The organism is Paenarthrobacter sp. GQ52 (assembly GCF_059759005.1).
Genome location: NZ_JCAXEJ010000005.1, coordinates 232596 through 245278, shown reverse-complemented (window position 1 = coordinate 245278; position 12683 = coordinate 232596). Strand labels below are relative to the sequence as shown.

Sequence of the window (12683 nt, the reverse complement as noted above, 5' to 3'; positions counted from 1 at the left end):
GCCTACCGCGGCCGGCGTGCGGCGTGTTCGCGCGCAAGGCGGGCGTAACCGTCGTCGGGCGTTCCCGGCACGAACGTTCCGAACTTGCGTTCGGCTGCCGTTCGGATCAGGAAGTCCGCAATGGCCGGATTCTTCGGGAGCAGTGAACCGTGCAGGTAGCTCGCTACGACGTTGTTGTAGCGGGCGCCTTCATGTCCGTCCTTGCTGTTGTTGCCGGCGCCTTTCGTGACAGTGCCGAGGGGCTCGACGCCGGGACCCAAAGTTGTCTGCCCGCTGTGGTTCTCGTAGCCCAGAATGTCGCCGAACTCGGCTGATTTCATGGTTACGTTGCCGATGAGTCGCTCGTCAGTACCGTGGGTTTCGACGTCAAGAATGCCGATGCCGGGAATGACGGGCCCGGTGCTGGTCTTGAAGAACTTGCCGAAAAGCTGGTACAGCCCACAAATCACCAACATGGGGGCACCTTCATCCGCGAGTTGCTTCAACTGCGTGGCACGCGCCTGGAGATCGTCCTGGATGACCAGTTGTCCACTGTCCTGCCCGCCTCCGCCCACAATAATGTCGACGTCGTCCGGGAACTCGTCACCCACGTTGTATTCGAGCAACTCGGGCGTATAACCGTGCCACTTGATGCGTTGCTTCAGTACCAGGGCGTTGCCCCAGTCGCCGTAGATGTTCATTTCCCGCGGGTAGAGCTGGAGGACGCGGATTGTTCCCTTGCTGGGCTGTGCGTCTGAGTGGGGCTGTGTTTCCGGGTGGGGCTGTGTTTCCGAGGTCATGAGACCACCTCAACTATGGTGATTTTGGCCAGTTCACGGCGAATGGCGAGCATGGAGGTGTAAGTGCAGAAGACGCGCTTGGGCTTGCCTCGCGAGCCGTCTATGAAAGTCCGCAGGGCAGCGGTGATGTCCGGTTCCACTGTTCCGAACGGCACATCGTCGTACTGGAGGCGGAGGGCCATGTCGTAGGCGCGGACGCCGGTGAGGACTTCCACGCCGTCTTCCCGCAGGGATTCGAACTCGACGTCCCACAGCCAGGACATGTCCCTGCCGTCGGCGTAGTTGTCGTTGATGGCAATCATGGTGGCGTATCCGCCGGCGGGGAAGGACTTCAGTCCGAGTCGGAAACCGCTCGGGTTCTTCACAAGCACCAGCTCCAGGGGCTGGCCGTCCACCGTGAGGCTTTCGCCGCGGCCGAACGCGGGAGCAACTTCTCCCAACGCCTTGACGAGTTTGGGCGTGTCCACCGGCCCGGTTCCCAGGATGGCGCGCGCCAGCGACAAAGCTGCCGCAGCATTGAAGATGTTGTAGACGCCACGCAGTTTCATCGATGTGGTGACGGTTTCGTCGTCGAACTCAAAGTCAGCGTCCTGGGCGCCTACCCGGCGGAGTACGACGTCGGCAGCCGGCAGTTCTACATCGTCACCGGTTTCCGCAGCAACAGAGGTGCCTGACGGGGATGGACCAATGCCTGTGGTGCGCATTTCGTCGTCGTTGGGGAAAGTGCTGCGCAACGATTCGTCGAGTCCGAAGTACCGGATTTCGGGGTGGTGAACAGCGTCTAGGGTGTTGAGGGCGGCGGCAATCCGGGCAACGCGCGGGTCTTCCCGGTTGAGGACCACGGTGTCCGTCGTCTTGGAGGCGATGTGCTCCAGTAAGCGGGCGGTCTTGTCGATTTCTCCAAAGCGGTCCAGTTGGTCGCGCAGGACATTGAGCAGGAGGCTGAAGCGTGGCTCCACTTTGTTGACGAAGTGCACGGCGTGGGCTTCGTCGAGTTCCAGGATGGCGATGTCCGCATCGAGTCGTCCACGCCAATCCACATCGCCCAGGAGCGAAGCGGCCACACCTCGGGTGAAGTTGCTGCCGCTGCGGTTGGTGAAGACCTTTAAGCCCTGGCTTTCAAGGAGTTCCACCACCATTTTGGTGGTGGTGGTTTTACCGTTGGTACCACTGACCACAGCTACGCCGAGGGGGAGCGACGCGAGCGTTCGCTGCATGAAGCCGGGGTCGATCTTCTCGACCACCAAGCCGGGAAAAGCTGACCCTCCGCCCCGGAGTCGGGACAGTGTGCGGACCAGCTTGCCGAGGGGAACGCTGAAGGAAAGCATGCTCTGTAATATATCCCAGTCGGGGCATGGAACCCTGACTGACGGCAGCGCCCGACGGCCGGACACAAGGTTACTGAGGGCTTGGGCCACTATGATGGACCAATGACCAACCCCCTTTCCGAAGCTTCGTCACGCGTGGGTGCAGGACTCCGAATAGGCGTGCTGGCTCTCCAGGGCGACTTCCGCGAGCATATCCACGCTGTTGAGGCCGCTGGAGCCACCGGCGTGGGTATTCGCCGCCCGTCAGAGCTCGACGACATCGACGGCCTGATTATCCCCGGCGGCGAGTCCACCACCATAGACAAGCTTTCCCGGATCTTCGAAGTCCGTGACCCCCTTCAAAAGCGCATCGCGGAGGGCCTTCCCGTCTACGGTTCCTGCGCCGGTATGATCCTGCTGGCCAATGAAATTGCAGACCCGGCTACGGACCTTGACGGAAACCCCCAGCAGACTTTCGGCGGCCTGGATATTACGGTCCGCCGCAACGCTTTCGGACGACAACGCGAATCCTTCGAAACCGACCTCGATTTCAAGGGCTTGGATTTCAGTGCCGGTGAATCCGGTGTGGATCCCGTTCACGCGGTATTCATCCGCGGCCCCTGGGTGGAACGTGTTGGTCCGGGCGTGGAAGTCCTTGCCCAGGTTGATCCCGACCACGCCAGCCACACGGCTACTTTGCATGGAGTGGCTAGAATTGTTGCAGTGCGTTCCGGCCAACTGCTGGCCACCTCCTTCCACCCGGAAGTGACGGGAGAGAAACGCGTGCATGAACTCTTTATTCGAATGATCAGAGGAGAAGCGTAAAGCATGTCAGGCCACTCCAAATGGGCGACCACCAAGCACAAGAAAGCCATCATTGACGGCAGGCGTGCAAAGTCGTTCGCGAAACTGATCAAGAACATCGAAGTTGCTGCCCGCATGGGTGGACCGGACCTTGCCGGCAACCCGGGCCTTGAGCTCGCAGTCACGAAGGCAAAGAAGACTTCGGTACCCAACGACAACATCGACCGCGCCATCAAGCGTGGTGCGGGCCTCACCGGTGAAGTGGTGGACTACACCGAGATCATGTACGAAGCCCGCGGTCCCCAGGGTTCGGCGTTGTTGATTGAATGTCTGACCGACAACAAGAACCGTGCCGCTTCCGAGGTGCGACTGGCGATTTCGCGCAACGGCGGCACCATCGCCGATCCCGGTTCCGTGAGCTACCTCTTCGCCCGCAAGGGTGTTGTTGTCCTGCCCAAGAACGGCCTTAGCGAAGACGACATCCTGATGGCTGTCCTTGATGCCGGAGCCGAGGAAGTCAAGGACAGCGGTGAAAACTGGGAAATCCACTCCGAGCCCTCCGATCTCCAGGCCATCCGTGACGCCTTGAAGGAAGCCGGCATCGACTACGAAACTGACGAAGCCGAATTCGTTCCGTCCATGCAGGTCGACTTGGACGTTGACGGCGCCAAGAAGTTCATGAAGCTCGTGGATGCGCTGGAAGACCTGGACGATGTCCAGAACGTGTACAGCAATGCGGACCTCAGCGAGGAAGTGCAGGCTGCCCTCGACGCCGAGTAATCGGGTGGGCGCAGCGCATCAATTTTGACAACCAGCAGGCTTACAGCCATCAGGAAGGCCCGGACTTGACTCTTCGCGTATTGGGAGTCGATCCGGGCCTCACCCGTTGCGGCATCGGTGTGGTGGACATTGAGCGGAACCGCCGGGCAACCATGGTGGCCGTCGGAGTGGTGGGCACGTCCGCCGAGTTGACCTTGGACAAGCGTTTGCTGGTCATCGCCCAGGCAATCGACGAATGGTTGGACCTGCACAAGCCGGATGTCGTCGCCGTCGAACGTGTTTTCTCGCAAATGAACGTGAGCACGGTGATGGGCGTAGCCCAGGCTTCGGGCGTCGTCATCGTGGCGGCGGCACGCCGGGGTATCCCGGTCGCCATGCATACACCCTCCGAGGTGAAAGCCGCAGTTACCGGCAGCGGCACTGCCAACAAGGATGCGGTCACCAAATTGGTGACCAAGATTCTGCGTCTGGATGCTCCACCCAAGCCGGCTGATGCTGCCGACGCCCTGGCCCTGGCCCTCACCCACGCGTGGCGCGCAGGCAGTGGCATGGGCTCAGCCGGTGGTGCCAGCGGCAAGGCCGGACTTACTCCCGCGCAGAAAGCGTGGGCCGAAGCCGAAGCAAAAGCGCGCCGCAAACGGTGATTGTCGGCCGCTCTTGCTAGGGTATTCGTAGATATGTTCGGATAGTCCGCTTTGGCCGCAGTTTTCACGGTAACGGAGCAGGCAGTATTTCAGGAGCCGGGTCTTGATCAGTTTTCTCCGTGGAACCGTAGCCCACGTTGGTTTGTCCACCGCTGTTATCGACCTCAACGGTGCGGGAATGAGTGTCTTCGCCACACCGCAGACCTTGAGCCACCTCAAAACAGGAACCGAAGCCAAGCTTTTCACTTCCATGATCGTCCGTGAAGATTCACTCACGCTGTTCGGATTTGCCGACGACGACGAACGCGAAGTTTTCGACGTCCTGCTCAGTGTCAGCGGGGTTGGGCCCCGTTTGGCCTTGGCCGTCCTCGCCGTGCACGAACCGGAAGCCATCCGGGTGGCGGCTCACACTGGTGACAGCAAGGCATTCACCAAGGTGCCGGGCATCGGCCCCAAGGTGGCCGGCCGTATTGTCCTCGAGCTGGCCGGGAAGTTGGTTCCGCATGGAACCGGCACTGGTGCTGCTCCCGCCGCGGCCCCGAACGCAGAATGGAAGCCACAGGTAGTCGCAGCCATGACCAGTTTGGGATGGTCCGAGAAAGACGCCAACGGCAGTATCGACAAAGCAATGGCCGACTCGCCGGAACTCGTAGACGCAGGAAACGTGGCCCAAATACTTCGGGCTACGTTGCGCTGGCTTGGCCAGGACGGGGCGCGCGCCGGCAACCGTGTAGGCAGCCGTGGTTGAGCAGTCACTCGTCAACGGGGGAGAGGAACCGGAAGAGCGGGTCATTGAGGCTGCTCTCCGCCCCAAGAACCTGCACGACTTCGTAGGACAGCATCGGGTCCGCAAGCAACTTGCCCTGGTGCTTGAGGCTTCGAAGATGCGTGGCCGCAGCGCCGACCACGTGCTGATGTCCGGACCTCCCGGACTCGGTAAGACCACACTTGCCATGATCATTGCAGCGGAGATGAACGCGCCGTTGCGTATCAGCAGCGGACCGGCCATCCAGCATGCCGGGGATCTCGCTGCCATCCTTTCCTCGCTCTCGGAGGGCGAGGTCCTGTTCCTTGACGAAATACACCGCATGTCCAGGCCTGCAGAAGAAATGCTGTACATGGCCATGGAGGACTTCCGCGTGGACATCGTGGTGGGCAAGGGAGCAGGCGCAACTGCAATTCCCCTGGAGCTTCCGCCTTTCACCCTGGTAGGTGCCACCACCCGCGCGGGACTTCTTCCGGGGCCCTTGAGGGACCGATTCGGTTTCACCGGGCATCTCGAGTTTTATTCGGTGGCCGAACTCGAACTCGTCCTCCGCCGTTCTGCCGGGCTTCTGGACCTGAAGGTAAACTCCGCGGGTTTCACCGAGATCGCAGGTCGCTCCCGGGGAACGCCGCGTATAGCCAACCGGCTGCTGCGCCGTGTCCGTGACTGGGCGCTTGTTCATGGCATCGATCAAATCGATGCCCGTTCGGCGTCAGCTGCCTTGGATATGTACGAAGTGGACGAGCGTGGCTTGGACAGGCTGGACAGATCCGTCCTGGAAGCCCTCATCACCAAGTTCAACGGTGGCCCTGTTGGCTTGTCCACGTTGGCTATTGCCGTCGGTGAGGAACCGGAAACGGTGGAGACCGTGGCTGAACCGTTCCTGGTACGCGAGGGACTTCTGGGACGTACTCCGCGGGGTCGAATCGCGATGGCGTCGGCTTGGACCCACCTTGGTTACGCCGTACCGGCCGGAGTCTTTGGTCAAGAGACCCTCGCCTTGTTCGGTGAGGACGAAAACCACGCCGAAAGCATAGATACAGTCGGTTAACACGCTCTGTTCAGCTTTTCCCACTAGACTGGTATGACGCTCGGCACGTTCGAGTCCTTGATCCATGCCCGCTATGCGGATCTGCCAGGGACGTTGCCGTGAACCAAAACGTAAGTACAGAACGGAACTTCCCTGTGGATCCAATGACCATATTGCTGTTCGTCATGCTTGGACTCTTTGTCTTCATGATGTTCCGCCGCAACAAGAAGACCCAGCAGCAGCAGGCTGAAATGCAGTCCAAGTTCGCTCCTGGTGTCGACGTCATGACCAGCTTCGGTCTCTTTGGCCGCATCGTGTCCATCGACGAAGCCGAGAACAAGGTCGTCATCGAACTTTCCCCGGGTAACCAGGCCACGGTTCACCGCCAGGCAGTCACCAAGGTGGTCGAAACCACCCCCGAGGAAGCACCGGTTGTCCCGGATGACGCTTCTTCCCTGACCGCCGCGGAGACTGAGGCTCCTGCCGCCGTCGAGACACCGGAAGAAACCATCGCGCGCCTCAACAAAGAGGACAAGAAGGACAACTAGCACCGTCAGTCGCGGCGACACCGCGCAAGGCAACTTCTACGGCAGCGGAGAGCCGCCGGCAGACGCTCACCAGCGTCGGCCGGCGGCTGTCCGGCGATAACAGGAAGATCGATAATGGCACGGACCGGCCCCAAAAACTCAGCCCGCAGGGTGCTGACCTGGCTTGGAGCAATTTTCGTTGTATTAACCGCTGTCCTTGCTGGCGGAGTAGTGACTGGCAACGCCAGTTGGGCTCCGAAGCTTGCTCTGGACCTTGAAGGCGGAACCCAGATGATCCTGGCACCCCGGGTGGAGGGTTCCAGCGAGATCAATGAGGAGCAACTCAACCAGGCAGTTGCCATCATCCGGCAGCGAGTAGATGGTTCCGGTGTTGCTGAAGCCGAAATCAGCACGCAGTCCGGCCGCAACGTGGTGGTCAGCCTTCCGGGAACACCGTCGAAGGAAACCCGCGACCTGATCCAGGCTTCGGCTGACATGAACTTCCGCCCGGTCATCACTTACGGTGACCCGGCAGCTATACCGGCTGAGCAGCGCACTCCTGAGGATCAGCTGAACAAGCCGACCGCGGAGCCGGCCAACGCGAGTGATGTCAACTGGATCACCCCGGAAGTCCAGAAGGAATTCGAAGCACTCGACTGCGTTAATCCTTCGGCTGAAAAACGCGATCGGTCAGATCCGGCCAAACCGCTGGTAACCTGCGAGGCTGCCACTGCGACGACTCCGGCCATCAAGTACATCCTCGGGCCCGTTGAGGTCAAGGGGCAGGACATCAGCGATTCCAGCTTTACCCAGGTCCAGGGTGCCCAGGGCTCCGTGACGAATTCCTGGGGTGTCAACATTGTCTTCAACTCGGATGCAACCGCAAAGTTCAAGGCCGTAACTGAACGCCTCAACCAGTTCTATGCTGCAGCGCAGGCCCAGGGTACTGACGATCCCAAGTCACAGTTCGCCATTGTCCTGGACGACAAAGTACTTTCCGCCCCGCGAGCCCTTGCTGTCATCACTGATGGCAAGCCGCGGATCACGGGTAACTTCACCCAGGCGTCGGCGAAGGCTTTGTCTGACCAGTTGCGCTACGGCGCGCTGCCCATCAGCTTCGAGATCCAATCACAAGAGCAGATTTCGGCCACCCTCGGTGGCGACCAACTTCGCCTCGGCTTGCTGGCAGGCATGATCGGTCTGTTGCTGGTGGTTGTGTACTCCCTGTTCCAGTACCGCGCTTTGGGCCTTGTCACCATCGCGTCCCTTGTGGTGGCTGGTGTGCTGACCTATCTCGCCATTGCCATCCTTGGGTGGACGGAAAACTATCGTCTCTCCCTGGCAGGTGTGGCGGGCCTGATCGTGGCCATTGGCCAGACTGCTGACTCGTTTATCGTCTACTTCGAACGCATCAGGGATGAGCTGCGCGAGGGCCGTGGCCTGGTGTCCGCCGTCGAGAATGGTTGGAAGCGGGCCAAGCGCACCGTGCTGGCTTCCAAGGCCGTCAACCTCCTTGCCGCTCTGGTCCTCTATTTCGTAGCTGTCGGCAACGTACGTGGCTTTGCCTTCACCCTCGGCCTGACGGCCCTGGCTGACCTCCTGGTGGTGTTCATGTTTACGCACCCCATGCTGCAGGTCCTTGCCCGCACCAAGTTCTTTGGCGAAGGGCACCGTTTCTCAGGGCTTTCCCCGGACCGTCTCGGCGCAGTTCCCCTTTACCGGGGCGCGGGCCGCCTCCGTACGCCTGAGGAAAAGCCTGCCGTGGTTCGCGCACGCAACACCGGCGCGGCAGCCGAAGCCGAACGACGCATGACCATCGCCGAGAGGCGCCTTGCCGAGAAGGGCCAGCTCACTGGTACTTCCAACGGCACCAAGGAGGAGAAGTAATGACCACGAGCTTCGCAACCTTCGGCCACGAGCTATACACGGGCAAGCGCTCGTACAACTTCGTCAATTCCAAGAAAATCTGGTTCATCATTGCGGCGGTCGCCGTGGCACTCTCCATCCTGATTCCGGTGGTCAAGGGCGGTTTCAACCTTGGAATCGAATTCCGTGGCGGCTCCGAGTTCACTGTTTCAAATGTCAGCACCACTGATGCAAGCCTGGGCGAAAAGGCCGTCCACGACATCGTGCCCGATGCCATTCCCCGCGTTGCCAACGTGGCAGGCAACACCATGCGGATCCAAACGGATCAGCTGACCGATGACGAGACGAACCGGATCAAGGATGGCCTCACCAGCGCCTACGGCGTGACGGAAAACGAAGTGACATCCAACTTCGTGGGCCCAACCTGGGGTCAGGATGTCACTCGCCAGGCCCTCATCGGCCTGGTGGTCTTTGTTGCCTTGGCCGCTGTCCTGATGGCGCTGTACTTCAGGACCTGGAAGATGTCCTTGTCGGCACTCGTCGGCATGCTGGTCACCATGTTCACCACGGCGGGCGTCTACGCCCTGAGCGACTTCGAAGTGACGCCTTCGGCGATCATCGGCTTCCTGACGGTCCTCAGCTACTCGTTGTATGACACCGTGGTGGTCTTCGACAAGATCCGTGAGAACACCTCGGACATCTCCACCTCCACCCGCCGGACGTTCAGTGAAGAGGTCAACCTGGCCGTCAACCAAACCTTGGTCCGCTCCATCAACACCATGATGGTGGCCGTCCTCCCGGTGGCGGCAATCCTCTTCATTGGTGCCGGGCTTCTGGGCGCGGGCACACTTCGCGATCTTTCCCTGGCGTTGTTCGTGGGTATCCTCATTGGTACCGCGGCCACGATCTTCATTGCGGCACCGCTGTACGCGTGGCTCCGCCAGAGCGAGCCCGACCTCGTCAAGCAAGCCAAGAAGGTTGCCCACCGCAGGACTGAAGCCACCGTCTAGGGTTTTAAGTACCGTTGTTTGGCCGGGAGCCGGCCTCCGCGCGACTGCGGAGGCCGGCTCTTTGACTTGCCTGCGTCATCGTCATGTGCTGCCCGGTTGCAGAAGCATTCACCTGCGGGAATAGACTGGGAGAATTAAATCGGTTGTGAGGGGTACTTCTGTGGAAGAACGTGCGACGTCGGCACCACCGGCGGGCGGGGATGACGGCCGCAAGACTGTGGCAGTTCCGGCAACGAGTGTGCCCGGACGGACTGCAGCTGCGGTTCCGGTCGATGCTCCCGGCGCGCGTCCCACCTTCCCGGGACGGCGGGAGCGTACGCGTTCCCGGCTTGCCCGCCTGACGGGACGGGGAATCGCTCCGTACTCGCCGATCCTGGAGCCACTGCTGCGAACGGTCCGGGCGAACAATCCCAAAGAGGACTTCGACCTGATCCAACGCGCCTTCGCAGTGGCAGAGCAGAGCCACCAGGGTCAGAAGCGCAAGAGCGGTGATCCGTACATCACCCATCCGGTGGCCGTGGCCACCATCCTGGCTGAACTCGGCATGACCGGGACTACTCTGGCAGCAGCGTTGCTTCACGACACAGTAGAGGACACCCCCTACACACTGGCTGACCTCACGCGGGACTTCGGACCCGAAGTTGCCATGTTGGTGGATGGCGTCACCAAGCTGGATAAAGTCAGTTTTGGCGAGGCTGCGCAGTCGGAAACCGTTCGCAAGATGGTGGTCGCGATGGCCAAGGACATCCGTGTCCTGATGATCAAGCTTGCAGACCGCCTCCACAATGCGCGCACTTGGCGGTTCGTTTCAGCAGAGTCTTCATCGCGCAAAGCCCGTGAAACCCTGGAGATCTTCGCACCCCTGGCTCATCGCCTGGGTATGAACACCATCAAGTGGGAACTGGAGGATCTCTCCTTCGCTGCGCTGTATCCCAAGGTGTACGAGGAAATCGTGCGCATGGTGGGCGACCGCACGCCGGAGCGGGAAAAGAGCCTCAGCGTCATCCGCAACCAGATAGCGGATGACCTTCGAACGGCACGAATCAAAGCGACCATAACTGGCCGGCCCAAGCACTACTACTCGATTTATCAGAAGATGATCGTCCGGGACAAAGACTTCGACGACATCAACGACCTCATGGGCGTGCGTGTCCTGGTTGATTCGGTTCGTGATTGCTACGCCGCCTTGGGGACGCTGCATTCGCGGTGGAACCCCCTTCCGGGCCGGTTCAAGGACTACATCGCGATGCCCAAGTTCAACATGTACCAATCACTGCATACAACGGTGATTGGCCCGGGTGGCAAGCCTGTGGAAATCCAGATCCGCACCCACGAGATGCACCGCCGTGCAGAATACGGTGTGGCAGCCCACTGGAAGTACAAGGACCAGCCCAACCGCACCGCGCAAGGACCGGGCAGCCCTCGTGACGGCGACATGGGCTGGCTGCGGTCGCTGGTGGACTGGCAGCAGGAGACGTCGGATCCCGGAGAATTCCTGGATTCGCTCCGCTACGAGATCAACGCCCGGGAAGTGTTTGTTTTCACGCCAAAGGGTGAGGTCATGGCCCTTCCGGCCGGATCAACCCCTGTGGACTTCGCCTACGCCGTGCACACGGAGGTGGGCCACCGAACCATTGGTGCCCGCGTCAATGGCAAATTGGTTCCGCTCAACAGCGAGCTGAACCATGGCGACTGGGTAGAGATCTTCACCTCCAAGGCGGAAGGCGCCGGGCCCAGCCAGGACTGGCAGCACTTCGTCAAGTCGGCGCGGGCACGCAATAAAATCCGCCAATGGTTCACCAAGGAACGCCGCGAAGAAGCCATTGAACGCGGCAAGGACATGCTGACGCGGGCGATGCGGAAGCAGAACCTGCCCTTGCAACGCCTGATGACGCACGACGCTTTGTCCGCGGTGGCGGAGGACTTCCACTATGTAGACATCTCCGGGCTGTATGCGGGCGTTGGCGACGGGCACACCTCGGCCCAGTCCGTCATGGAAAAGCTCGTGGAGCACTTGGGTGGTCATGAAACACCCGACGAAGACCTCGATGAAGTCAGTATTCCTACCCAGGTTGCGAAGTCGAAGTTCTCGGATTCGGGCGTCATCGTGCGCGGCGTGGGTGATGTGTGGGTCAAGCTGGCCCGGTGTTGCACCCCGGTACCACCGGACCCCATCCTGGGCTTCGTAACGCGTGGATCAGGAGTTTCTGTCCACCGAACTGACTGCACCAATGTCTCGGGTCTTCGTGACCAGCCGGACAGAATTGTTGAAGTTGAGTGGGCACCCACCCAGTCGAGCGTGTTCCTGGTGGAGATTCAGGTGGAAGCTTTGGACAGGAAGTCCCTGCTGTCCGACGTGACCCGTATCTTGTCCGAGAACCATGTGAACATCCTGGCCGCGTCGGTTCATACGTCGAGTGACAGGGTGGCGATCTCGAAGTTTGCCTTCGAAATGGGCGATCCGAAGTACCTGCATCACGTCTTGAACGCGGTTCGCCGCATTGATGGCGTTTTTGACGTGTATCGCACCACGGGAAACCGCCGTCGCAGCTAGCCCGGATCTGAGGAAGCCAGCTGGCCCAGTGTTGCCAAGGCACGCTTCTTATGTGGCACTCGGGGAGCCGTCTCGACGGCCAGGGTGAGCAGCCGCAGCCTGATGCCAAGCTCCTCGCGTTCAAGAAGGCGCTTCAACGCCGGCAGCGCGCGATCGGGTTCGACGTGGAGGGCGATGTCCGCCGCGGTACGTAGTGGGCTGCTGACCAGCATTCCTCCGAGACTGACCACGTCCATCTGACCCAGCCGAACCTCATGGAGACTACATTGTGTGGTTCCCCGCAGGCTGGATATGCGATGTTTTGCATCGACCAGTAGTGACAGGTGCTCGGGCGGATTGGCGCAACCGTAGATCCATGCTGCCGTGAGCCGGCCGGCCACAACCTTGGTTCGGATTCTTTCCGGGACTGTGAGCGCCGCTGCACGGGCTCTGAGGCGGTGAGTGACAGCAACACCAGGGGAGGCGTAACTCTTCCCGTACAGGGGCAGCAGGATGCCATCGAACGCCATACTTTGCAGTTCGTTCCACGTAAAGATGCGGCTGGGGGAGTAGAGCTCGGAGATGACCGGCTCCAGTAAATGCGGGGCGTTGACAGCGGGGACCATTCATCGATCAT

The 12683-nt window shown here is 60.7% G+C and carries 12 protein-coding genes; 9 read left to right on the top strand and 3 right to left on the bottom strand.

Annotation, left to right across the window (positions count from 1 at the left end; translation table 11 throughout):
• Positions 1-2: 2 nt before the first annotated feature.
• Positions 3-779 carry a type 1 glutamine amidotransferase gene (locus tag AC6CH8_RS09750; protein ID WP_091467858.1) on the bottom strand — a complete coding sequence of 259 codons (777 nt, stop codon included), beginning with the start codon at positions 777-779 and terminating at the stop codon, positions 3-5.
• Positions 776-2107: a Mur ligase family protein gene (locus AC6CH8_RS09745; RefSeq protein ID WP_091467856.1), complete on the bottom strand. Its 1332-nt coding sequence runs from the start codon at positions 2105-2107 to the stop codon at positions 776-778. The genes AC6CH8_RS09750 and AC6CH8_RS09745 overlap by 4 nt, the downstream gene beginning before the upstream one ends.
• A gap of 102 nt (positions 2108-2209) precedes the next feature.
• On the opposite strand from AC6CH8_RS09745, the gene pdxT reads away from it, so the two are divergent.
• From pdxT to AC6CH8_RS09700, 9 genes are all read left to right on the top strand, one after another.
• Positions 2210-2911, top strand: coding sequence for a pyridoxal 5'-phosphate synthase glutaminase subunit PdxT (gene pdxT / locus AC6CH8_RS09740; RefSeq protein WP_498190189.1), 702 nt, complete (start codon positions 2210-2212; stop codon positions 2909-2911).
• A gap of 3 nt (positions 2912-2914) precedes the next feature.
• A complete protein-coding gene (locus tag AC6CH8_RS09735; protein ID WP_091467853.1) occupies positions 2915-3670 on the top strand; it encodes a YebC/PmpR family DNA-binding transcriptional regulator in 756 nt (251 codons plus the stop codon).
• 65 nt (positions 3671-3735) lie between these two features.
• Positions 3736-4314, top strand: coding sequence for a crossover junction endodeoxyribonuclease RuvC (ruvC, locus tag AC6CH8_RS09730; RefSeq protein ID WP_420178218.1), 579 nt, complete (start codon positions 3736-3738; stop codon positions 4312-4314).
• A gap of 103 nt (positions 4315-4417) precedes the next feature.
• Positions 4418-5062, top strand: a complete 645-nt coding sequence (gene ruvA / locus AC6CH8_RS09725; protein WP_091467851.1) for a Holliday junction branch migration protein RuvA — start codon at positions 4418-4420, stop codon at positions 5060-5062.
• The gene (gene ruvB / locus AC6CH8_RS09720) at positions 5055-6131 is read left to right on the top strand and encodes a Holliday junction branch migration DNA helicase RuvB (RefSeq protein ID WP_420178217.1); all 1077 of its coding nucleotides are present in this window, start codon (positions 5055-5057) and stop codon (positions 6129-6131) included. The genes ruvA and ruvB overlap by 8 nt, the downstream gene beginning before the upstream one ends.
• A gap of 143 nt (positions 6132-6274) precedes the next feature.
• Positions 6275-6658: a preprotein translocase subunit YajC gene (yajC, locus tag AC6CH8_RS09715; RefSeq protein WP_026005306.1), complete on the top strand. Its 384-nt coding sequence runs from the start codon at positions 6275-6277 to the stop codon at positions 6656-6658.
• A 114-nt stretch (positions 6659-6772) separates the two neighbouring features.
• A complete protein-coding gene (secD, locus tag AC6CH8_RS09710) occupies positions 6773-8524 on the top strand; it encodes a protein translocase subunit SecD (protein WP_498190186.1) in 1752 nt (583 codons plus the stop codon).
• Complete coding sequence (gene secF, locus AC6CH8_RS09705) at positions 8524-9513, top strand: protein translocase subunit SecF (RefSeq protein WP_178992610.1); 990 nt, start codon at positions 8524-8526, stop codon at positions 9511-9513. The genes secD and secF overlap by 1 nt, the downstream gene beginning before the upstream one ends.
• Positions 9514-9673: 160 nt before the next feature.
• Positions 9674-12067 carry a RelA/SpoT family protein gene (locus AC6CH8_RS09700; protein WP_017197534.1) on the top strand — a complete coding sequence of 798 codons (2394 nt, stop codon included), beginning with the start codon at positions 9674-9676 and terminating at the stop codon, positions 12065-12067.
• On the opposite strand, the gene AC6CH8_RS09695 is transcribed toward AC6CH8_RS09700, so the two are convergent.
• Positions 12064-12672 carry a hypothetical protein gene (locus tag AC6CH8_RS09695; RefSeq protein WP_179016515.1) on the bottom strand — a complete coding sequence of 203 codons (609 nt, stop codon included), beginning with the start codon at positions 12670-12672 and terminating at the stop codon, positions 12064-12066. The genes AC6CH8_RS09700 and AC6CH8_RS09695 overlap by 4 nt on opposite strands.
• Between the last annotated feature and the right edge of the window lie 11 nt (positions 12673-12683).

Excerpts from the sequence above, each read along its gene's own strand:
- AC6CH8_RS09750 (WP_091467858.1), bottom strand. The coding sequence starts at position 779 with ATGACCTCGGAAACACAGCCCCACCCGGAAACACAGCCCCACTCAGAC.
- AC6CH8_RS09745 (WP_091467856.1), bottom strand. The coding sequence starts at position 2,107 with ATGCTTTCCTTCAGCGTTCCCCTCGGCAAGCTGGTCCGCACACTGTCC.
- pdxT (WP_498190189.1), top strand. The coding sequence starts at position 2,210 with ATGACCAACCCCCTTTCCGAAGCTTCGTCACGCGTGGGTGCAGGACTC.
- AC6CH8_RS09735 (WP_091467853.1), top strand. The coding sequence starts at position 2,915 with ATGTCAGGCCACTCCAAATGGGCGACCACCAAGCACAAGAAAGCCATC.
- yajC (WP_026005306.1), top strand. The coding sequence starts at position 6,275 with ATGACCATATTGCTGTTCGTCATGCTTGGACTCTTTGTCTTCATGATG.
- secD (WP_498190186.1), top strand. The coding sequence starts at position 6,773 with ATGGCACGGACCGGCCCCAAAAACTCAGCCCGCAGGGTGCTGACCTGG.
- secF (WP_178992610.1), top strand. The coding sequence starts at position 8,524 with ATGACCACGAGCTTCGCAACCTTCGGCCACGAGCTATACACGGGCAAG.
- AC6CH8_RS09695 (WP_179016515.1), bottom strand. The coding sequence starts at position 12,672 with ATGGTCCCCGCTGTCAACGCCCCGCATTTACTGGAGCCGGTCATCTCC.